This window comes from Paenibacillus dendrobii, from assembly GCF_009807035.1.
GTDB classification, from domain to species: Bacteria; Bacillota; Bacilli; order Paenibacillales; family Paenibacillaceae; genus Paenibacillus_AQ; species Paenibacillus_AQ dendrobii.
In genome coordinates this window covers 612,757-634,668 of the sequence record NZ_WUBI01000004.1, presented here as the reverse complement: position 1 = coordinate 634,668, position 21,912 = coordinate 612,757, and the positions used below count along the sequence as shown (strand labels likewise).

Annotated in this window: 17 protein-coding genes; 3 read left to right on the top strand and 14 right to left on the bottom strand. The window is 51.0% G+C overall.

The window, feature by feature from the left end:
• Positions 1-238: 238 nt before the first annotated feature.
• The 3 genes from GRF59_RS24040 to uvrB form a co-directional block, all read right to left on the bottom strand.
• A complete protein-coding gene (locus tag GRF59_RS24040) occupies positions 239-448 on the bottom strand; it encodes a hypothetical protein (protein WP_202128831.1) in 210 nt (69 codons plus the stop codon).
• Positions 449-697: 249 nt separating this feature from the next.
• On the bottom strand, positions 698-3,562 hold the full coding sequence (gene uvrA / locus GRF59_RS24035) for an excinuclease ABC subunit UvrA (RefSeq protein WP_160500234.1): 2,865 nt from the start codon (positions 3,560-3,562) through the stop codon (positions 698-700).
• 114 nt (positions 3,563-3,676) lie between these two features.
• The gene (gene uvrB / locus GRF59_RS24030; RefSeq protein WP_160500233.1) at positions 3,677-5,668 is read right to left on the bottom strand and encodes an excinuclease ABC subunit UvrB; all 1,992 of its coding nucleotides are present in this window, start codon (positions 5,666-5,668) and stop codon (positions 3,677-3,679) included.
• Between the two features lie 174 nt (positions 5,669-5,842).
• On the opposite strand from uvrB, the gene GRF59_RS24025 reads away from it, so the two are divergent.
• Both GRF59_RS24025 and GRF59_RS24020 read left to right on the top strand, forming a co-directional pair.
• Positions 5,843-6,637, top strand: coding sequence for a flagellar motor protein (locus GRF59_RS24025; RefSeq protein ID WP_160500232.1), 795 nt, complete (start codon positions 5,843-5,845; stop codon positions 6,635-6,637).
• Complete coding sequence (locus GRF59_RS24020) at positions 6,621-7,430, top strand: OmpA/MotB family protein (protein WP_160500231.1); 810 nt, start codon at positions 6,621-6,623, stop codon at positions 7,428-7,430. The genes GRF59_RS24025 and GRF59_RS24020 overlap by 17 nt, the downstream gene beginning before the upstream one ends.
• A 66-nt stretch (positions 7,431-7,496) precedes the next feature.
• Here GRF59_RS24020 and GRF59_RS24015 read toward each other — a convergent pair whose 3' ends face one another.
• The 5 genes from GRF59_RS24015 to ftsE all read right to left on the bottom strand — a co-directional run bounded on the left by GRF59_RS24015 (position 7,497) and on the right by ftsE (position 13,423).
• Positions 7,497-8,816, bottom strand: a complete 1,320-nt coding sequence (locus tag GRF59_RS24015; RefSeq protein ID WP_202128830.1) for a PDZ domain-containing protein — start codon at positions 8,814-8,816, stop codon at positions 7,497-7,499.
• A 107-nt stretch (positions 8,817-8,923) separates the two neighbouring features.
• Positions 8,924-10,345 carry a S41 family peptidase gene (locus tag GRF59_RS24010; protein WP_160500306.1) on the bottom strand — a complete coding sequence of 474 codons (1,422 nt, stop codon included), beginning with the start codon at positions 10,343-10,345 and terminating at the stop codon, positions 8,924-8,926.
• 133 nt (positions 10,346-10,478) lie between these two features.
• Positions 10,479-11,756 carry a murein hydrolase activator EnvC family protein gene (locus tag GRF59_RS24005; protein ID WP_160500230.1) on the bottom strand — a complete coding sequence of 426 codons (1,278 nt, stop codon included), beginning with the start codon at positions 11,754-11,756 and terminating at the stop codon, positions 10,479-10,481.
• 76 nt (positions 11,757-11,832) lie between these two features.
• A complete protein-coding gene (gene ftsX, locus GRF59_RS24000) occupies positions 11,833-12,747 on the bottom strand; it encodes a permease-like cell division protein FtsX (protein WP_160500229.1) in 915 nt (304 codons plus the stop codon).
• A complete protein-coding gene (ftsE, locus tag GRF59_RS23995) occupies positions 12,737-13,423 on the bottom strand; it encodes a cell division ATP-binding protein FtsE (protein ID WP_160500228.1) in 687 nt (228 codons plus the stop codon). Before ftsE ends, ftsX begins: the two co-directional genes overlap by 11 nt.
• A 209-nt stretch (positions 13,424-13,632) precedes the next feature.
• Here ftsE and GRF59_RS23990 point away from each other — a divergent pair, with 209 nt between their 5' ends.
• A complete protein-coding gene (locus tag GRF59_RS23990) occupies positions 13,633-15,069 on the top strand; it encodes a VanW family protein (protein ID WP_160500227.1) in 1,437 nt (478 codons plus the stop codon).
• A 185-nt stretch (positions 15,070-15,254) separates the two neighbouring features.
• On the opposite strand, the gene GRF59_RS29505 is transcribed toward GRF59_RS23990, so the two are convergent.
• The 6 genes from GRF59_RS29505 to GRF59_RS23965 form a co-directional block, all read right to left on the bottom strand.
• Positions 15,255-15,410, bottom strand: a complete 156-nt coding sequence (locus GRF59_RS29505) for a hypothetical protein (protein WP_202128829.1) — start codon at positions 15,408-15,410, stop codon at positions 15,255-15,257.
• Positions 15,411-15,510: 100 nt separating this feature from the next.
• Entirely contained in the window at positions 15,511-17,040 is a 1,530-nt protein-coding gene (locus tag GRF59_RS23985) for a DHA2 family efflux MFS transporter permease subunit (RefSeq protein WP_160500226.1), read from the bottom strand.
• Positions 17,041-17,064: 24 nt separating this feature from the next.
• Complete coding sequence (locus GRF59_RS23980) at positions 17,065-17,808, bottom strand: cytoplasmic protein (protein ID WP_160500225.1); 744 nt, start codon at positions 17,806-17,808, stop codon at positions 17,065-17,067.
• A gap of 33 nt (positions 17,809-17,841) precedes the next feature.
• Entirely contained in the window at positions 17,842-18,561 is a 720-nt protein-coding gene (locus GRF59_RS23975; RefSeq protein WP_160500224.1) for a polymer-forming cytoskeletal protein, read from the bottom strand.
• 3 nt (positions 18,562-18,564) lie between these two features.
• Positions 18,565-19,203, bottom strand: coding sequence for a YhbD family protein (locus GRF59_RS23970; protein WP_160500223.1), 639 nt, complete (start codon positions 19,201-19,203; stop codon positions 18,565-18,567).
• Between the two features lie 219 nt (positions 19,204-19,422).
• Positions 19,423-21,894 (bottom strand): glycoside hydrolase family 38 N-terminal domain-containing protein, encoded by a 2,472-nt coding sequence (locus tag GRF59_RS23965; RefSeq protein ID WP_237392005.1) that lies wholly within the window; start codon positions 21,892-21,894, stop codon positions 19,423-19,425.
• Positions 21,895-21,912: the final 18 nt, after the last annotated feature.

The window sequence follows — 21,912 nt, the reverse complement described above, 5'->3', positions numbered from 1 at the left end:
TGTAACACACATTCTAGAACTGTACAATTGCTCCGAAGCCCTATCTTTTCGAGCCTGCGTAAACATCATTCGACGAACGTTACGATTACAAACCTAATATGTTTTATTCCTCTTCGAACGCTAGCAAGTGGATGACGATTTTCGCGCATGAAATGCATGTAAACCCCAATAAAAAAAGACCCCTTGCGACGCCGAAGCGTAAGGTGTCTTTCATTCATTGTATCATTTGGTTCCCGGACTAGCTCATCCAGTTCTGAACCATTGCAAAATCAGAAGCAAGGAAAACCAACAGGCACACAATGCTGAATCCGATTGCAAACTTGTTCTTAACAGGTTGAGTGATCAGACGGACTGTTCCGATGAGAATAAGCACCGTAAACAGAACCATAAAGATATCAAAGGTGTTGAATTTAGATACAGCCGATGCAGCAGCTTCTGCGATCAACATGTTTGGACCTCCTCTATGTCTTCGCTCAATTTTACATATCTCTTTACATGTTATCCTTCCGCAGAGATAGATGCAAGACTTCCCCCGGAAAAAATTGAAATTGTCATAAAATTGCCTATATTTGGATAGGGTTTTTGTATCTTTTCATATAGTATTAACCCGCTTCTCCATAAATATGTTCGAAAGCGACCATTTCTTCCGTATTGAAAAGCCCCTCTATCGAGGGGCTATACATCTATTCTGCATTGATCAGCTGCCTACCTTAAGTGCTTCTTCGGTACGAGCCGTATCCCGCTCCAGTACCGGCTTGAGGTACTTGCCTGTATACGACTCCTCCACTTTCACAATCTGCTCCGGCGTGCCCGTCGCAATAATCGTTCCGCCGCCGCTACCACCTTCAGGTCCCAAATCGATCAAATAATCCGCTGTCTTGATGACATCCAGATTATGCTCAATGACAAGCACCGATTCACCTGAATCTACCAATCGATGCAGGACGGTTAGCAAGCGGTCGATATCATCCACGTGGAGGCCCGTCGTCGGCTCATCCAGAATATACAGCGTCTTGCCGGTGCTCCGGCGATACAGCTCGGAAGCGAGCTTCACACGCTGCGCTTCCCCGCCGGAGAGCGTCGTGGCGGGCTGGCCCATCGTAACATATCCCAAACCTACGTCAAGCAGCGTCTGCAGTTTGCGGTGGATCTTCGGTATGTTTACAAAGAATTCGGTTGCATCCTCCACCGTCATTTCCAACACGTCCGAAATATTCTTGCCTTTATATTTTACTTCCAGCGTTTCACGGTTATAACGCTTGCCTTTGCAGACTTCGCAAGGCACGTAAACATCCGGAAGGAAATGCATCTCGATCTTGATGATGCCGTCCCCTCGGCAGGCTTCACAGCGCCCGCCTTTTACGTTGAAGCTGAACCGTCCCTTTTTGTAGCCGCGAATTTTGGCTTCGTTCGTTTGTGCGTAAATGTCGCGGATATCGTCGAACACGCCCGTGTACGTTGCAGGATTCGAACGCGGCGTACGACCGATAGGAGACTGGTCGATATCGATTACCTTTTCCAGGTTCTCCAGACCTCTGATCTCCTTATGCGCGCCCGGTCTCACTTTAACGGCCTTGTTCAGCTCCTTCGCCAATGTTTTATACAGTATTTCATTGACGAGCGTCGACTTACCCGAGCCCGAAACGCCAGTAACTGCCGTAAAAACGCCTACGGGAATTTTGACATTCAGGTTCTTCAAGTTGTTCTCCTTGGCCCCACGAATTTCGAGCCAGCGGTCATCCGGCTTTCTCCGCTTGGTGTTGACAGGAATAAACTTGCGTCCGCTTAAATACTGACCGGTCAAGGAGTTTGGATCCTCCATAATTTGCTTAGGCGTGCCCTGTGCAATTACCCTGCCGCCATGAATGCCTGCACCCGGTCCGATATCAATAATATAATCCGCTGCCATCATGGTGTCTTCGTCATGCTCCACGACAATCAGCGTATTGCCCAAATTGCGCATATGCTCCAGTGTAGCGATTAGGCGGTCATTATCGCGCTGATGCAAGCCGATACTTGGTTCATCCAGAATGTACAGGACGCCCATCAGACTGGAACCAATCTGCGTGGCGAGCCGAATCCGCTGGGCTTCGCCTCCAGACAGTGTACCCGCCGCGCGGCTCAGTGTCAGGTATTCCAAGCCGACATTGACCAGGAAGCCTAATCTGCTGTTGATCTCCTTCAGAATCAGATTCGCAATGGAACGTTCTTTCTCGCTGAGTTCGAGAGAATCGAACTTTTTCATGGCTTCGCCAATCGACAAGCTGGTCACATCGGCAATGTTAGTGTCGTTGACGGTAACCGCCAGCACTTCCTTTTTTAGACGATGCCCTTTACATACCTCACACGGCTTGGCGCTCATAAAGTTCTCGATAAACTCTCGAATGCCGTCCGAAGCGGTTTCCCGGTAACGGCGCTCCAGATTCGGAATCACACCTTCGAATACAACGAATGCCTCTTTCCGCTGGCCGAAATCATTTTCGTAGCGGAAACGGACTTTCTGATTGCCTGTCCCATACAGCAGCTTGTCCATATCCTCTTTCTTCAGCTGGCTGACCGGTACATCCTGCGGAATATGGTAATGCTCGCATACCGAGCTCAAGAATTGCGGATAATAGTTGGAAGTACTCCCCGTCCATGCCAGGAAGGCTCCTTCTTCGATGGACTTTTCCATATCGGGAATCAGCAGATCCGGATCGACGATCATCTTCACGCCAAGTCCGTCGCATTCCGGGCAGGCACCGAACGGGCTGTTGAACGAGAACATTCGCGGAGATAGCTCTTCCATGCTGAATCCGCAGATCGGGCAAGCAAAGTTCGAGCTGAACCGCAGCTCTTCATGGCCCATCATATCGACCAGCAACTGTCCGCCGGAAAGCTTAAGCGCCGTTTCGATGGAATCGGCCAGACGCGCCTCCACGCCTTCCTTAATCACGATCCGGTCAACAACAACTTCGATCGTATGCTTCTTATTCTTCTCCAGCTCGATATTCTCGGACAATTCACGCAGCTCGCCGTCCACGCGTACCCGCACGAAGCCCTGTTTGGCAACGTCGGCAAATAATGTCTTGTGTTCACCCTTCCGCCCCGAAATCAGCGGAGCTAGCAGTTGTAATCTTGTTTTCTCGGGGTATGACATAATTCGGTCTACCATCTGTTCCACCGTCTGGGATGTAATCTCAATACCATGCTCCGGACAATGAGGATGCCCGATCCGTGCAAACAGCAGCCGGAGATAATCATAAATTTCGGTTACGGTTCCCACCGTCGAGCGCGGGTTGCGGCTGGTCGTCTTCTGATCGATCGAAATCGCCGGTGACAAGCCATCGATCGAATCGACATCCGGTTTCTCCATTTGGCCCAGGAACTGACGCGCGTAAGCAGATAAGGACTCCACGTATCTACGCTGGCCTTCGGCATATATGGTATCAAAAGCCAGAGATGATTTTCCCGATCCGCTGAGACCCGTCAGCACGACAAACTTGTCCCGCGGAATGGTAATATCGATATTTTTCAAATTATGAGCCCGTGCACCTTTGATAACGATGTTTTCACTCGCCAATGCTCGTTCATCTCCTTAAGGTTTGAAGTAACTATTATGAACATCTCTTTCATATATCCACAAAGAGAACGACCAGATATCCGGGCCGTTCCCTTTTTCCTATTTCATCTATCGTTATTCCGCCTTCAATTCCAGCAAGGCGTCACGAAGCTCTGCGGCTCGTTCGAACTGCAGGTTCTTCGCTGCGTCCTTCATCTCCGCCTCCAAGCGCTGGATGACGGACTGGCGATCCTTCTTCGACAGTTTGCCGGCGGCGCCTGTCAGATATTCCGCCTTCGATTCCGCAACCTTCGTGGCCTCGATAACATCGCGCACCTTCTTGCGGATCGTTTGCGGCGTAATGCCATGCTTCTCATTATACGCGATCTGAAGAGCGCGGCGGCGGGCCGTCTCCTTCATCGCGCTATCCATGGAATCGGTAATCTTATCACCATACATGAGCACATAGCCCTCGGAGTTCCGCGCGGCCCGTCCGATCGTCTGAATGAGTGAGCGCTCTGAACGCAGGAAGCCTTCCTTATCCGCATCGAGTATAGCAACCAAGGATACCTCCGGTAAATCCAAGCCCTCCCGCAGCAGGTTGATTCCGATCAGAACATGGAAGACGCCCAGCCGGAGATCCCGCAGAATAGCCATCCGTTCCAGTGTCTTGATATCCGAGTGCAGATAGCGGACTTTGATGCCGATTTCCTTCAGGTAATCCGTCAAGTCCTCTGCCATCTTCTTCGTAAGCGTCGTGACCAAAATCCGTTCATCGCGGTCAATCCGCTCACGGATCTCACCGATCAGATCATCGATCTGTCCTTCGGTCGGACGGACCTCGATCACTGGATCAAGCAGCCCTGTCGGGCGTATGATCTGCTCGACCATCGTATCACAGTGTTCCATTTCATACGGGCCTGGCGTTGCCGATACGTAAATGATCTGGTTAACCTTGTCTTCGAATTCCTCGAATTTCAGCGGTCGGTTATCCAGAGCCGACGGCAGGCGGAAGCCATGATCCACCAGCACATTCTTCCGAGCTTGGTCCCCGTTATACATCGCGCGGATCTGGGGCAGCGTCACATGGGATTCATCCACTACGATGAGCATATCATCAGGGAAATAATCCATCAACGTATACGGCGTTGCTCCGCGTTCACGGAATGTCAGTGGACCGGAATAGTTCTCGATGCCGGAACAGAAGCCGACCTCTTTCATCATCTCAATATCATAACGGGTACGCTGCTCCAGACGCTGGGCCTCCAGCAGCTTCCCTTCGGAGCGCAGATACTCCAGCCGCTCCTCCAGTTCCCTTTCGATATTCACAAGAGCGACCCTCATGGTCTCTTCCTTCGTTACGAAGTGAGAAGCCGGAAAAATCGCGATATGATCGCGCTCACCGATCAACTCACCGGTAAGGACATCGATTTCGGTAATCCGTTCAATTTCATCTCCGAACAGTTCTACCCGTACAGCCTGTTCGCCCTTAGATGCCGGAAAAATCTCAATGACATCACCGCGGACGCGGAATGTACCCCGCACGAAGTTAATGTCATTGCGCTGGTATTGAATGTCCACGAGCCGCGATAAAATCTGATTGCGCGGCTTCTCCATGCCGACCCGCAAAGACAGCAGCAGGCTTGAATATTCCATCGGCGAACCGAGACCGTATATACAGGATACGCTGGCCACAATGATAACATCACGACGCTCAAACAGTGAACTTGTCGCGGAGTGACGCAGCTTGTCGATTTCCTCGTTAATGCTCGAATCCTTCTCGATATAAGTATCGGATGAAGGGATATAAGCTTCAGGTTGATAATAATCATAGTAGCTGACAAAGTAGTCCACCGAGTTATTCGGGAAAAATTCCTTGAATTCGCTCGCCAGCTGGGCTGCCAACGTCTTGTTATGGGCGATGACGAGTGTCGGCCGGTTTACCTTGGCAATGGTCTGCGCGATTGTAAAAGTCTTCCCTGTGCCGGTTGCCCCCAGCAAAGTCTGGTGAACTTTCCCTTGCTCAAGTCCTTCTACCAGCTCCGTAATCGCTTTGGGCTGGTCGCCCTGAGGCGTATATTCCGATAAAAGCTCGAACGGATTGGTACTGACGACGATATCACTCATTGCCCAACATCACCCTTATCATCTAAAATAGATATTCTAAACTATATGTCGAGATTTCCCGATAATATGATTAGGAAATCCTTGTTGAAATAGGAATACTTGTTCCCGTCTATTATACTCTGATCGTTTGCTCTATGCAAACCCAAACTCATGGATAGGAGTGGTACCGACAACATGGAAATGACAACCATTATTGGCATACTGGCCGGCCTTGCCGCGCTGGTAGGAGGCTTTTTATGGGAAGGAGGTCGAATTAACGGACTTATGCAAGGAGCGGCGGCGCTCATCGTTTTCGGAGGCACCATTGCCGCCGTCGTGGTCAGCTTCCCGCTGGCACGGCTCAAAACCATCCCCAAGGCACTGCGCTTTGCCTTCACCCGTCAGCAGGACGATACGGAGCAGCTGATTGAAGACATGGTGAACATGGCGACATCCGCCCGCCGCAACGGCGTATTATCACTGGAACGGCTGGTGCAGGACCATCCAAACTCTTTCCTGCGCGAGGGCATCCAAATGGTCGTCGACGGAACGGATGACTCGCTTCTGAAACAGATCATGGAGCTGGAGATTGATGCCGTGGAGCAGAAGCATGAGGGCTACGCAAAAATATTCGAATCGGCCGGCGGCTATGCCCCGACCATGGGAATCATCGGTACCGTCATGGGACTGATCCATGTGCTAGGCAGTCTCTCTGAACCGACGGAGCTCGGTCCTTCCATCGCAGTTGCTTTTACGGCTACTCTGTACGGCGTTGCAAGCGCCAATATTATCTTTTTACCCATTGCGTCCAAGATTAAGTCGCGCAGCGCCGATGAAATTCAAAATATGGAGCTTTTGCTGGAGGGCATTCTTGCCGTCCAAAACGGCGAGCACCCGAATCTGGTCCGTAAAAAGCTGATATCCTTCACGCCCGTGGAACGCTACTCCGTCCCTGCGGTGAAGGAGGGATTCAATGAGACAGCGGACTAACCGGCCCCGACACAAAAAGGGAGACACCGGAGAAAATAGCCGTGACCGGTGGCTGATCACCTACGCGGATTTGATTACGCTCTTGCTGATTTTCTTCGTGATGATGTTTGCCATGAGCCGTCTGGACACCCAAAAGTACAAGGAGATTACCCAATCGCTCCAGCTGACGTTCAAAAGCGGCGACTCCATTCTCGATCAGGGTTCCGGCATTACCGGTACAGCAGACAAGTACAATCACAAAAACCCGGATACTGCCATAAAAACGCCGCAGCAGCAAAATAAGGGTGCGGAACAGCTCTCCGATCGCGAACTTGCTTTCCGCAAACAGGAGCAGGAGCTGCAGAACCTGATGAAGGTTATCTCTAACTACGTCAAAGACAATAAACTGGAGGATCAAATATTCGTCGCCGATCAGCCGCAGGGCATTTCCATAACGCTTAGCGATAAATTTCTGTTCGACGTCGGCAAAGCCGACCTGAAAACAGGTTCCGTTCCGGTCTTGGACAAGCTTGCCAGCTTGTTCAAGGAATTGCATACCACGATCAGTATCGAGGGACACACGGATAACCTCCCAATTGTATATGCTTCCAAGTATAAGGATAATTGGGAACTGTCAGGCGCCCGCGCATTATCGGTGCTCCGTTATTTCCTGGATCAAAGGCACTTGAATGCCGAAGAGTTCCAGTACGCGGGCTATGCAGATACAAGACCGGCTGCTGATAACGCAACGGAAGCCGGACGGCAAAAAAACCGGCGCGTAGAGATTATTGTGCTGCGCCAGCTTCAAGAATAGAAAAAACAAAGGGCAGGGAGATCATATCTCCCTGCCCTTTGTTTATGATCCGCCGGATCAAAGCATTTACATTTCTGCGGCATCACCATCACGCGGTTTACCGAGTTGAGCTTCATTTGTTTTGTTCTTCGACTGTACCTTCATAGCGATCAATTGGAAAATGCTAACCGGCTTCATGACGAGCGCGACACCGACATCCGGATCAGGGGCTAGAATAGCGCCAAGCTGATGATGCTCTCCGGCGTAGATTGCTCGCTGCAGGAATTTGCTTTCCCCCTGAAGATTGCGGACCTCCAGCTTGCAAAAGGCTGGATTTTTTCGCAGAGCCGCATGCATCTGCTCCTTGGTACGAATGGAAATACCGTTAATCTTCACGATCGCTTCACCGGCCTGTATACCCAAGCTTTCGGCCGGACTGCCCGGAATGACAGCCAACACCTTCAGACCCTGCTGCGGATGCACAAACATCGGGCTGCTTTGCTGCTCTTCCAGACGGCTGTACCACAGCAGCCCTTCATGGACCAGTATGCTGACAAGGGCTGCGGCAATCATCAGCGGCTTCCACCAGGAAGCCAGCAGGCTAATTGCCAACAGGGCAAAGCTGTAGACAAGCAGACGCTTGAAAGTTCTGTCCGCCTTAACTTGCGGCAGCATGCTTTGGGTCATCTCACTGAAGCCAATAACCACCGGGAGTGCAGCCATGCTGAAGCCGCTGCTCCAGCCGTCTCCTCCAAGCAATGGAGTCCAAGGGAGCAGCGCTCCCGCAGATGGAGCCGGAATCAGCAAGAAGAGCGGAATCGGCCAGAATGCCTGCATTTGATACCCGCCGACCAGCTTGCCCCGCTTACTCTCCATAAAGACCGGATTAGCGAACCCGGCGCCTTGAAGCTTCACGAGCAGTGCCTCAGCCAGATGCAGAACGGCCACGAGGGCCAGGAGTGCCGGGATGTCCAGTCCGCGAACGGTCTCCGCCGCTGTGCCTGCGATTCCGTCCGGATTCCAGTCCGGAAAGAAGCCGATCACAAATTGGATGATGCCAAGGATACCTATGGAATATGCGAAACATAAATAGCGTACACGGAACAGCAGCAGAATGATCGCAACAATCCATATGCACCACACTGCCTGCTGAGAGAGTGAAATGCCAAGAAAGGCAATGACGACGGATACGCTAATGCCCGCAAGCAGACCTCCGATGAGGGTCCGCCAGGTCTGCAGCCCCCAGCTGTGCAGCCGCACAGAGAAGAGCCTTCGCTCCAGCAGCACCTGCCTCCGGTACACCAGCATCATAAACAATATCGAAATATAGTAAAACGGCTGCAGCAGCAACTGCACCACTGCGTCCGTCCAATGCCAAAGCAGTTCCAAAGCGACTTCCAACGTCATGTCACTCTCCTTCCCATATGAAACGTTACTTTTAAAATGCATTAGAATGAGTTCGGTAATTTCATTTTATATAATATCAAAGAAAAAAGAAGGCTTATAAGCCTTCTTTAATGTTTCGACGCGGATGCTGCGATTTCCTTCTGGACCTCAGCGATCCCGGCCTTCAACTGGTTATCGTTTTTCGGATCACGTATATGCTTGATCAGCGCCGTTTCCAGGGCTTCCGCTGTCTTCGCGTCAACATCGCCGCTCTCGCTCAGCTTCTGCGCTTTCTGGAACGACTTCACGGCCGTTTCCGTCTTCTGATCGAAGAATCCGTCTTTGCGTCCCGGCTTGTATCCGAGTGCATCCAGCATAACCTGCGCACTCTTGATATCCGTATTGTTCATATTGTAATTTAGGGTTTTTTCCTTGTTAATCGGTGCCACCGAGAAATAATCCGGCTGATCTACCGCAATATCCGGTTTAATGCCCTTCTTGTGAATCCAGCTTCCGTTTGGCGTCAACCATTTGGCAATGGTAATCTTCAACAGGCTGCCGTCGCCGAGCTGCTTGCTAAAGCTCGTTTGCACCGTACCTTTACCAAAGGAATTCTCGCCCATCAGCTTCGCCCCTGCGGACTGCTGAAGCGCACCCGCCAATATTTCCGAGGCGCTGGCACTGCCCTTATTCATCAGCAAGGTAACCGGATAGGATTTGCCGCTTCCCTTGGAAACGCTCTGATCGCGTTTCTTGTTCTTGTCCTCTACCTGAACGATCAGCTTGCCTTTAGGCACAAACTGCTCGGCTATATCGATGACTACGGATAGAACGCCGCCAGGATTGTTTCGGACATCAATCACGAGACCCTGCATTCCCTCGCCTTCAAGCTTAGATAGCTCCTGTTTGAAGCGATCGCCCGTGTTCAGCGAGAACTGGGTAATTTCGATAACGCCGATTTTGCCTGGTTCCATATGAGCCTTCACAGTCTCAACGTCCACGTCCGCACGGACAATGGTATATTCGATCGGTGCGGTAGAACCGCTTCGTTTAACCGTCAGCTTGGCTTCACTGCCCTTTGGACCGCGAATTTTCGATACCGCATCATTCAGTTCCAAACCGTGCAGCGATTCCCCGTTAACGGTCAGGATAACATCCTTCGCGCGGATCCCCGCTTTCTCGGCTGGCGAGCCCTTAATTGGAGATACCACGACGACGTTGCCATCCTCGGAAGATACCTCAGCGCCAATGCCGCTGAAGGAGCCTTCAATGGTTTCCTCGAACTCTTCGGCTGTTTTTTTGCCCATATAGGAGGAATATGGATCATCCAGTGACTGCATCATCCCGTTAATGGCACCGTCCACCAGTTTACTGCGGTCCACATCCTGATAATAATTCGACTGGATCAGATCCAGAGCTGTACCGATTTTTTTAGCTTCATCCTGCTTCAGGCCGCTGGATATGCTCGCTAGCACTCCTTGTCCCGTCGTTGCTTGCGTGGCAAAACTTGAACCTGTCAATGCCAGCGTCAGTACGCTTCCGCCCAGCATCGCCAGAAGGACCAACAATACGACCGTACGTTTTTTCAAGTGTGATCACCGCCTTTTATTCTCCGGCCAAGCCTTACAGGACCAGTTCCAACCACTCTAGTATATGTCCGGCTTGTACGGAATATTTATACGCCTACAAATAAGGCATCGGATTTACAGCGGTTCCGTTCTCACGTACTTCGAAATGCAGATGGGGACCTGTAACTTGTCCTGTCGCTCCGGATTCCGCGATCACTTGGCCGCGGCTGACATGATCGCCAACCTTAACCTTGATTCCGCCGGTACGGATATGGCCATAAAGCGTCCACATACCGCCTCCATGATCGATAATAACACAGTTGCCGTAGCCGCTCCACCATTCAGCCAAGGTTACCGTTCCTTCATCTGCTGCGTGGATTGGGGTTCCTTGCGGAACCGCCAGGTCAACGCCTTTATGCATTTTCCCGACTTCTCCGGTCACCGGATGGACTCTTCGTCCGAATCCCGACGAGATGCGAGCACCGCTTACTGGCATATACAGAGGGCCGCCGTTTCCACTAAAGCCTCCTGAGCTTGCAACAGTCGTGCTGCCCTTTTTCTTCGCTGCCGCCGCCTTCTTCGCCGCAGCAGCCTTAGCTGCAGCCGCGCGTTTTGCAGCTTCTTCCGCTTTCAGCTTGTTTTTCTCCTGCTGCAGCGCGGAACGTTTGCTCACCAGGTTCACGAGCATTTCATTCTGCTCTTCGCTGATGTCATCGTTTTCCTCAATCTGCTGATCGTACTTGGCTATCAGGATCTGCTTTTGCTTCTCATTCTCGTCCAGAATGGATTTCTGGCTCTCCATCTCGGCGTACAGATCCTTTGCCTTGGCATACTGGCCTTCTAGTTCTTTCTTCTTGTCCAATACCAGTGCCTTGTCCTTCTTATGCTGCTCCAGCAGATCCTTGTCCTGATCCACGAAGTTTTTAAGCGAATCAGCCCGCTCCAGGAAATCCGAGAAGCTTGTGGAGGACATCAGCACCTCCAGGTAAGAAACGCTCCCGTCCGTATACATTAATCTGACGCGGGACTCCAGCATTTTTTCACGGGACTGAATCCGGTCTTCTGCGGCATCCAGCTCCGTCGCTGTCGTCCGAAGCTGATCCTGCGTCGCATCGATTTGAACCGAAATGCCCGTCATTTTATTGCTCACCTGAGTAATTTGGTCCATTACATATTGCAGGTTTTGCGAAGTTTTGTTTTTGTAATGCTGAGCTTCCTGCTTTTGCGAATCGGCCTTTTCCTTCTGCGATTTGGCGGCCTGCGCCTGCTGCTGCAGAACTTTCAGTTCATGCTCGATCTGATCGACGGTTCTTTTCTTGGCATAACCCTCAGAGGGCTGGAAAATTGCGGCCGCCAGCAAAACGACGGCAAGTACAGAAACTATCTTTTTCAACTTGCGTTCCCCATCCTTTCCAAATCATCTTCCATATGGAATCATCCCGGGCTTAGCAGCAACTTGCATGACTGATCTATACCTTCAAGAATTTGCGAATGGAGAGTGTTGTTCCCCACATGCCGATGAGCACACCGAGTATCAATAAAAGTCCGCCCCACTGCCACAAATCACTCACAGGCAGCAACGACATTTGTAACGAAATATCCGAGCCGACAGATGCGGCCAAACGGTCGTAGCCCACAAACAGGAGCAATAACGTAATCAATGAGCCGATGAGTCCAATCAGTGTTCCTTCCACGAAAAACGGCCAGCGGATGAACGTGTTGGTCGCACCAACCAGCTTCATAATGCCAATTTCCCTGCGCCGTGCCAGAATGGTTACCCGTATGGTATTCGAAATCAGGAACATCGACATCAGGGCCAGGCCTGCTACGAAAATAAAACCGATGTTGCGCACCGCGCGCGTCACCTTAAACAGCGTCTCAATCGTTCCTTTACCGTACTTCACCTTCATAATCGGCTGCTGTTCGGTATGCGTTGTATTGAGCGCTTCAATTTTTTTGGCTACAAACGGAACCGTGGTCGGTTCATATACTTCGATCTTGAACGCATCCGGAAGCGGGTTATTGTCTTTGTCAAAGCCTTCGAGAAGATCCTTGCCCTCTTCACCCATGCTCTTACGGAAATCATCCAATCCTTGTTCCTTGGAAATAAAATCGATCTTGCTGACCTCAGGCATCGCGGCGATTTCCTTCTGTACCGCCTCACGCAGCTTCTGGTCCACGTTCAAATTCAGGTATGCCCGGATCTGTACCTGCTTGTCCGCTTTGTCGGCGACAGCATTGACATTCAGTACAAGCAGAATAAATACGCCCAAAATGAATAGAGATACGATAATGGATACAATGGATGCGACGGACATCCAGCCGTTGCGGAATACGTTCTTCGCCCCTTCCCGCAAATGCCGCAAGAAGGTGTTAAAAGTCATATCCGTATTCTCCTCTCAGCTGGTCGCGCACAATGTTGCCCTGTTCAATCGCGATGACGCGTTTGCGCATCGTATTCACGATATCCTTGTTGTGAGTGGCCATAACAATGGTTGTTCCGCGGAAATTGATTTCATCCAGCAGCTGCATAATGCCCCAGGAGGTTTCGGGGTCAAGGTTGCCGGTTGGCTCGTCCGCAATGATAACGGAAGGGTTGTTGACGATGGCGCGAGCGATGGCAATCCGCTGCTGCTCTCCGCCGGAGAGCTGGGCTGGCTGACGGTTCGCCTTCGACTTAAGGCCCACCAGATCCAGTACTTCCATCACGCGTTTTTTCATTTGTCGCTTCGGGGCTTCAATAACTTCCATGGCGAAAGCTACGTTCTCATAAGCTGTAAGCCGGGGCAAAAGCCGGAAATCCTGAAAAATAACGCCGATATTGCGTCTGACGTAAGGAATCTTGCGCTGCTTCAGTTTGCCTATATTAAACCCGTTTACAGAAATCTGCCCTTTCGTTGGCACTTCTTCTCTATAAATGAGCTTCATAAAAGTCGATTTGCCTGCGCCGGACGGTCCGACGACATATACGAACTCATTACGGTCAATCTTGACGGATACTCCTTGTAGCGCATGGGTTCCGTTGGGGTATGTCTTCCACACATCCTGCATTTCAATCACTTCATTATCACTTCCTAGTTACATAATTAGCCATTATAATTTCGACATGTTCCAGCTAATTCCTTTAAAAAACTTTAGAAATCATCACGATGTTTTTCATTGTAACAAATTTGTTACCTTTTGAGTACCCGAAATTTTCCCAATTTTCTTACATATATATGAAAGGTACAATCAATTACGTTTAATAAGAAGCGAAAAAGGTGGGCGCCATGAAAAAAATTCATCTCATTCTGATCATCATCGCCAGTATCGGGCTAATCGGTTCCCTCGCCGCAGGAGGGATCCATCTCTATATCAGTCAGAATACGATTCCAAATCATGTCGTAGTGGGTGGATGGGATGTGGGCGGAAAGAAAAAGGACGAGGTGCTGAAGGAGCTGAATGCCAAACTAAACGCACTTCAGCAAAAAACGCTCACTCTTTACACGAATGTCCATGACGTGCCGGATGTCACGCTCACGCTAAAGAACGCCGGAGTCACGTTTGAAGCAGATGACTTCCGCAGCGCGGTTACGCGCCTGTACGAGGGGAGCTGGGCCGAGCGGATGAACGCAAGGCAACAATTCCAGCAGGAGTGGAGTGTTACGCCGCATTGGAATATATCCCTGATGAAGCAAACGTTCAGCCCTGATTGGGAAGAAAAATATTTCGGAAAGTCCGTGAATGCCTCTCGCCGGATTACCCCATCGGATGAAATCGTATATACGCCTGAGATCTCCGCCCTTCGCATAGATTGGAAAACCCTCACCCAAACGGTGACGGCCATCATTCCGAAAAGCTTCGCCGGCACCGATGCGGATTCAGCGCCGCTAAAAGTTAAGCTTCCTTTATATACAATGAAACCGGAAGTTACGGTAAAGAGTCTGAAGGAAGAGGGCATTGACCGTAAAATCATCGAATTCAGCACAGGGCTCGGTTCAAGCGCATCAGGTCGCATCTATAATGTAAGTTCAGCCGCAAAGGCTATCGATGGAATGGAACTGAAACCGGGAGACTTTTTCGATTACGGCAAGGTCATCGCGAAGGCTGAAGAGAAATACGGATTCCGGGAGGCACCCGTCATTCTCAATGGAAAGCTGGTACCGGGGATCGGCGGAGGCATCTGCCAGGTGTCCAGCACGGTATATAACGCAGCACTTCGCACGGGGCTGCAAATTGTGGAACGCCGCAATCATTCCCTCCCGGTCAGCTACCTGCCAAAAGGCCTGGACGCTACATTTGCCGAGGGGTCCATTAATTTCCGTTTCAAAAATACCACCGGCAAATCACTTATTATCCGTGCCTTCGTGGACGGCAACACATTGACGGTGAAGTTCTTCGGCACCTTCCCCCAAAATACCGAGTATTCGCTGGAGTCGCGCACCATAGAAACGCTGCCTGTAACGGAGAAGTTCGTGCAGAACAAGGACATTCCGGTCGGAGCGCAGGAAGTGCTGCAGGAGGGCAAACCGGGATATATTGTGGAGACGTATCAGGTTAAAAAGGTGAATGGGAAGGTTGTCGAGCGCAATCAGGTCTCCCGTGACACTTATCGTCCGCAAAACCGGCTGATCGCCGTGCATTCCGGCGAGTCCGGCATCAGCAATGATTCTTCGGATTCGAAGAATCAGGTCGTTGAGGATGGCGTAAGCGGACCGAATTTTTAAGAACTGCATGTATCCGTTTTACACGTGAAGGCGGCGTCCCTTTCGGTGTACAACACCGGCAAGGAACCCGCCTCTTGTTTTTGGGAATAAAAAATCATCTTTTCACTTATCGACTTTATATAGAAGAAAAGCGCCCTTTTAGGGGCGCTTTTGGACGAATCGATCAACTCATCACCGGGCTCGGATCAAGGTATCAATTGGAGCCGGCGGGCTTGTTCCTCGGTCAAAATATATTCTTCGCTAGGCCATACTTCATCTTCATCATCTACTCCGAACATTTTCATTACGTCAGACCAGATTCCCTTTTCGACGGCTTCCTCTTGGGTAATGATTACTTTCATGAATATCAGCCTCCCTGATGAGCTATTTATTCAGCATTACCCCAAAACATACCCGCTGATCCGCATTTTACGTAATAAAAGGAATTCGTCTACTTTCACTCTATGCCTCCCGGCTTTTCGTCTGCGCCGCTGAAGGACCTTTGGCGAATTGCATGCGCCCGGCTCCCATCATGGACACGGACACGAGAGCGAAGAAGACCGGAATCAGTGCCCACAGGAAAGCATGGTCCACGGAAATCGACAGCGCCGAGCTGATCTTCTCCATCACTTGAGGTGGGATCAGCGCTCTCGCCTCTGGGGACAACATTTGCTGCGGATCGGCATTCGCTGGCATACCTTGACCCGTTCCCCCCAGCTTCTCTGTCAATTGACCTTTGAAATCATTCCGCTGAATGATGCCGAAAATGGTAATCCCGATTGTCATTCCCAGCGACCTCAGGAAGGAAATCGTCGAGTTAGCCGATCCGCGCTGCCGCAGCTCCATGCCTTGGATCGCTGACATGCTCAGAACGGAAAAGGAGAAGCCAATGCCAAACCCGGTGATCATCATATAGAAGGAAAGCACCAGACGCGAGGTCTCCGGCGTAATTGACGCCAACAGAAACATGCCGAGCAGGAAGACAACTGCGGAGAAGATCATGATTCTTCGGAACGTCATTTTGGAGGACAGCATACCGCCCACCTGTGAAGCCACAACGGAACTGAGCGTGAGCGGGAGGAGTATTAACCCGGAGTTAGTCGCACTCCCTCCCATAACCCCTTGCACGAAAATCGGAATGTATACCGCTGCCGTAATGAATGCCGCCCCATAAAACAAAGCGGCTGCGCTGCTCGCAGCAAACAATCTTTTGCGGAACATTTCGTACGAAATGATCGGCTCCGCTACCTTTCTCTCCACCAACAGGAAGATGATGAACAGCAAAGCAAACGCTGCAAACAACCCAAGGATAATCACGGAATCCCAGGCATATTTATTGCCGCCCAGCTCAAGTGCGAACATCAGGCTGACAACTGCTCCCACCAGGGTTGCCGCACCCCATATGTCGATTTTCTGCCTTGAGTGCTCATGCGATTCTTTGTAAAAGAAGACAACGAGCAGAAACGCAATGAGTCCGAGAGGTACATTAATGTAGAAAATCCAGCGCCAATGCCAAAAGTCCGTAATGTACGCGCCCATCAAGGGGCCAAACAGATTCGCCACGCCGAATACGGCTCCGAACATTCCTGACATCTTGCCCCGAAGCTCCGGCGGAAAAATGTCAAAAATGATCGTAAAGGTAATCGGAATCAACGCGCCGCCCCCGATCCCTTGAATGGCCCGGTAAATGCTGAGCTCCGTAATGCTGTGGGCCGTTCCGCAAAGCATGGATCCGATCAGGAACACCACCACGCCGAAAATAAAAAACTTCTTCCTTCCGTACATATCGGACAGTTTTCCGAAGATCGGCATTCCCGCCATCTCGGCTACCATATAAGCGGAAGTGACCCATACGAACTGATCGAGCCCTCCCAAATCCCCGATAATCGTCCCCATCGCCGTCGCCACGATCGTATTATCAATGGCAGCGATTAGGATGCCGAGCAAAAGCCCAGCAACAATAAAGCCCAGTCTGTTTTTTTTCACGGCCATCTTTCGCTCTTACCCTCCTTGTTCTTACAGGTTAATTTGAGCCGACTGCATAACCGAAGCCTCGCTGTCCTGCTTGAATTCATCTTGATACTCAACTAGGCCGATGCGACATCCGCTACCAATCGTTACGCTTCTTCCACGTACGACCGATGCTTTGGTATTTTCCAGCACAATGGTATCCCCTTCGATGGTTTCCGCTGTTAGCGAACCTTCCGTACCTTGAATGAACTTGCCGAGGAACGGCAGTCCGATTCCTTTTTTCACCAGGATGTGGCTTCCAACCAGCTCTCGCAAGCGGCTGGAGCCATATAGCTTGATGTCCACCTGCTCGGCATTCAGCATGCCATTGACCTCAACCATGCCCTTGATATGCAATTCTTCCATCTGGCAGTCTTCGTTGACATGAAGCTCGCCGCTGATCTTCACCTTTCCTGCCGACATTCGGCCGCCTACCGACAGCTCGCCAGTAATCGATACGTTTTCGGCAGAGAGCTCATTGCCTACCTTCATCTCACCCTGCACTTTGATGCTTCCGCCACGCATTCTGTCCGTGACTTTCATGGTTCCGTTGCAGGACGCACTTCCAGCATGGAGCGAACCGTTCACCTTGGCATTGCCCATGCATTTGAAAAGTTCGCAATCCGCATCTCCGTTGATGACAGCGTCACCCATAATTTTAATATGTTGAAAAGCGCCTCCGTTCGAACTGCCATTGCCGGTAATTTTCATGTTGCCGCGACTGCCGCCCAAATTCCCGTTTGCTACCATATGTTCTTTTCCTCCTTTTTAGACATCGACCCATTAGATTTGATAAGCTGCTCCAATGTGGGAATCTTCGTCCTGCGTCAGTTGGTTTTTGTATTCCACGCGACCAATCCTGCAGCCCTTGCCAATGATGACGTCATTGCCTCTCACGATTTCGGCTTCGGTATGCTCCAGGTAGATGTCATCGCCTTCAATGGTATGCGCCTGCAACTTCGCGGAGAGGGCCGGAACAAACTGTTCGAGAACACTGAATTTCTTGAGGCGTCTGACCGTAATGCTCTCCCCGCCGATTTCCTGCGCCTTGCAGGGCATATTCATTTTGACGTCGATGAGGCCCGCGTTCAGCAGTCCGTCGATACTGAAGCCCCCATGAACGGACAACAGTTCGCACTGCACGTCATCTCTTGTTTTCAAGCTGCCGAATATTTCTACCCGTTCCCCGTCAAGCCCCCGCCCAACGGACAAACGTCCATTCACGGTCAGCAGTTCCTGACAAACCACGTGCTCTTTAAGCGATACCATGCCATCAAGAACCATCCGGTTTGTTTTCAGCCCGCCTTCTACTGTCGCCGTTCCGTTCACCGAAACGGTCTCGCTTGTCAGCGCCCCCTCAATAGTCAATGTTCCGTTGCTGTCGAGGGAAATGCATTCGGTGTTCCCATTGATCTTGGCCATGCCGTCCGTTCTGACATGCGAATAGCTCCCGCCTTGTGACCGGCCGATGCCGGAAATTTGCAATTCAGATCTCGTATCCATGCTCTATGCCTCCGTATTGTTTAATTTCAGTTTCAACTCCTCAATGGATGCTGCCAGGGACAAACGGAAGATCCATTTGACATCCTTGTCAAAATAAATCTGTTCCGCCGACTCTGCCAGGAATAACAGAGGAACTCCCATTTTGCGGATCAATACCAGCTCGCATGGTTTCGCTGCCAAAGCGCCGTAGTTTTCCCGCATGACCGTAACCAGCATTTTTCCTTCTTCACGGGTGATTTCTCCGCTTTGCAGCAATTTCTGCAGAAGATATACCGTTAGGATGTCGTTAAAGGATAACGTCTCCTGTCTTCCAAACTCCTCTTCAAACAATTCTATGGCGAATGATGTAACAATGTTACGTTTTATGAGAGTTTGCGTGGAGAGAGATTCCACATGGGAGCTTGGTGAAAAGACATCCGCCAGCTCATCGAGGGATAATCCATCCTTCATGTTTTTGATACGTTCAATTCGCTGCAATATTTTATCCTTCGGAAAGAAAGTTTCTTGCCCCGTAAAGGATGACCTGCGGACAAACCATGCTTCGGGAATCAGATTCTTACGTTTCCAGCGGTACAGTTGTCCGTAGGAGATGCCTGTTAGCTCCAGTAGTTCTTTCTTCGAAATGAGATCTTCTTCGTTCATGACATCGCCTCCTCGCTGAATAATGTAACATAACATTGTTACGTTGTAAATAAATTACTTTTACTGGGATCACTTTTTTTTATTTAGGTACGCGGAGAACAGCTCGATATCATAGAAAAAGAAGAAACCACCCCTCATCACGAAGGGTGGTAGATCTATGGAATGATCAACAAGTGCCGAATGCTTCCCATCCGTTTTTGTTGACTTCGGCTATAAGTATTATGAGTTACAAGTACCATCCGGCTCAATCCGCCAGACGGCGAACCCCGAGCTCATCGCCCGGCACTGCCCAATCGCTTGCTCCGGTGTATGAATGTCCTTATTCCATTCGATGACATAGCGGAATTCATAGAATCCGCCGAGCGTCGCTTTAAAATTGGTTTCCCAGTAGTTGCTCATGGCCCAGATGTACAGCGGACGTGTTGTCTCCGCTCCAGGTTTTTGCTGGGAATGGAGCATTCGTTGTCCGTATTCCAGAGGTCCGAGTTGAACAAGCGGCGTATCCGGCGCAGCCACCATGACAGAACCGTTTTGTCCTACATAGGCCCATCCCTCTTGGATGCAAGAATAGTCAAGCAGCGTTCCCGGCAGCTGGTCTATCCAAGGGCGAAGAGGTCCGCCAGCCTTATCCAGCCATAACGTTTCGGCATCCGTAGAACCCGACGTAAACGGCAGGGAAATATACACGTTCTCCGGTTCCCAGACGCTGTCCTTATGGAAGCGGACGGAGGCATCCACTCTACCGGATGTGGCATAAAGCTTAAGGAACACGGAATAACAGCTCATGCCGCGTGTTTCGAACTGCAGTTCCACAACGCCGAACAACGGACCGTTCGATACGGCTTTCGCTTTCACCATCCGTCCTGTAGAGCGCTGCACGTTCAGTCCCTTCCTGTTGCGGCCCATCCCGCTGCGCGCTGCATACATGGTTGACGAAGTCACCGGACCCACTGCCGGGGTATACTCGTATACAGGCGTAAACGCCCCATGCTTCCGGTCGTTGCGAATGAGTTCTTCACCCGTCGCTTTGTTGACCCAGGAGATGATCCCTTCTTCGCCCCAGCGAATCTTCACATATGGAGACTCTGCACCTTGCTCCGAAACCAGGACCGCATCTTTCGCAGTGCCAGAAGAATAGATATCCTCCATATCATAAACCGTATCCGCCCCGACCAGCTTGAGATTGCTCGTGGTCCCCGATTTCTCGGCCTTCATCGGTCGGAGACTATACCGCCTCTGCTCCCCGGGCTTTAATTCCACTTCAATCGACACCTGCTGATTGCCGGCCTGATGGGGAACCTTCCGTCCGCTCTCCTCATCGATGACCTCCAGTCCCTCTTTGAACCGTTCATTCTCGAAACCGTCCCATTCCAATACGGCATATTGCTTGCAAGCAACCGGCTCCGTATTGACTACGCGGTAGCGGAAGGCACGTCCGGGACGCAGCAGAGACCCGCCCTGCCCATTTTGAACCTTATCCAAAGCTCCGTGCGCCATCCGGCTTGCGTTGGCCGCATAAGCCAGCTTGCGCACTTCAAGCATCTGCACGTTCCACTCCCAAGGCGAATGAACGGAGGCATGAAATCCCCATGTATGTTCGGCATACATAACTAGCTGCTGTTCGATATCCGCCAACTCTTGAATACCGATGAGCTGCTGCTGCGGGTCGAGCTGTTTGACTCTGCGCAGTGTTCGCTGGGCATCCCGGAATAACTGGGTATGCATCGGCGTGGAATTCACGCCATCCGACCACCAATCGGGCCAATCCCCGCGATACACCGGAATTTCCGTTTCTTGCTCTTTCAAATGGCTAAAAAAACGGCTTAATGTGGACATTTGTACCTGAACCTCGCCCCCATGCTCACGGTTCCAGGCTTGAATGGCGCTGGCGATTTCGCCGTTCGGCGAGCCGTTGTCCGTCGCGAGGCCCGAAACCATGACCGGCACAAAGTCATACGGATATCCCTCTTCTTCGAGCTTGAGCAAATAACGCCCGATACGCGTTTCCATAATTTCCTCGCGATTGTTCACGATCGCAGGCGTATGGAATTCATCCCGGATCATGTAGCTGCCCACGCCGTCCGGGCAAAATCCCAGTTCGTTGCCGAACATATAATGTTCCCCGTTCCATACGAGCAGCTTTTCTCCCCCCGGCGTTTCCCACCAGAATGGAATCTGCTTGCGCCCCAAGGCAAACATACCGTGATGAGTATGAATACAGGAGAACAAATGCTGTATCCCCGCATCCAGCAAACTCTTGGCGTACCCCCAGCTGTAGCCGTTAATGTCGGCTGTCATGGCAGAATCCACGGGGCAGCCGATCGAACGGCCGTATGCAGCCGCCTTGGCATGGATCGAGCGGAGAAGGTCTTCATCCGCGAGCTCGGTCATGTTCAGATAGGTGCCCGACAACTCAATGTCGCCTTGCCGCACCGCTTCCGCAAAATCGCTTTTTTCCTCGTCAGAAGCTTCGCCAAGAAACCGTTCAACCGCCCAAAACGTCTCGCAGGTCCATTTGAACCCTTTCCAATCGTCATGTTTTCCTGACCTCATGGCCTTGGAAATCATCACCGCTTGCCGGATAAAATCAACGTGGTATTGCTCAATGCGCTCTTGCCTTTCCGTATAGCCGATATCCGTATGCGAATGATGGATGACAAAAATACGCCATTTACGGCCCAATCGATTCATTAAATACATCCCCTCACA

Excerpts from the sequence above, each read along its gene's own strand:
- GRF59_RS23975 (WP_160500224.1), bottom strand. The coding sequence starts at position 18,561 with ATGGATACGAGATCTGAATTGCAAATTTCCGGCATCGGCCGGTCACAA.
- GRF59_RS24010 (WP_160500306.1), bottom strand. The coding sequence starts at position 10,345 with ATGCTGGGCGGAAGCGTACTGACGCTGGCATTGACAGGTTCAAGTTTT.
- GRF59_RS29505 (WP_202128829.1), bottom strand. The coding sequence starts at position 15,410 with ATGAAAGTAATCATTACCCAAGAGGAAGCCGTCGAAAAGGGAATCTGG.
- ftsX (WP_160500229.1), bottom strand. The coding sequence starts at position 12,747 with ATGACTTTTAACACCTTCTTGCGGCATTTGCGGGAAGGGGCGAAGAAC.
- GRF59_RS24015 (WP_202128830.1), bottom strand. The coding sequence starts at position 8,816 with ATGACGTTGGAAGTCGCTTTGGAACTGCTTTGGCATTGGACGGACGCA.
- GRF59_RS24040 (WP_202128831.1), bottom strand. The coding sequence starts at position 448 with ATGTTGATCGCAGAAGCTGCTGCATCGGCTGTATCTAAATTCAACACC.
- GRF59_RS23980 (WP_160500225.1), bottom strand. The coding sequence starts at position 17,808 with ATGGTAGCAAACGGGAATTTGGGCGGCAGTCGCGGCAACATGAAAATT.
- GRF59_RS23990 (WP_160500227.1), top strand. The coding sequence starts at position 13,633 with ATGAAAAAAATTCATCTCATTCTGATCATCATCGCCAGTATCGGGCTA.
- uvrB (WP_160500233.1), bottom strand. The coding sequence starts at position 5,668 with ATGAGTGATATCGTCGTCAGTACCAATCCGTTCGAGCTTTTATCGGAA.
- GRF59_RS24025 (WP_160500232.1), top strand. The coding sequence starts at position 5,843 with ATGGAAATGACAACCATTATTGGCATACTGGCCGGCCTTGCCGCGCTG.
- GRF59_RS23970 (WP_160500223.1), bottom strand. The coding sequence starts at position 19,203 with ATGAACGAAGAAGATCTCATTTCGAAGAAAGAACTACTGGAGCTAACA.
- GRF59_RS23965 (WP_237392005.1), bottom strand. The coding sequence starts at position 21,894 with ATGAATCGATTGGGCCGTAAATGGCGTATTTTTGTCATCCATCATTCG.
- GRF59_RS23985 (WP_160500226.1), bottom strand. The coding sequence starts at position 17,040 with ATGGCCGTGAAAAAAAACAGACTGGGCTTTATTGTTGCTGGGCTTTTG.
- GRF59_RS24020 (WP_160500231.1), top strand. The coding sequence starts at position 6,621 with ATGAGACAGCGGACTAACCGGCCCCGACACAAAAAGGGAGACACCGGA.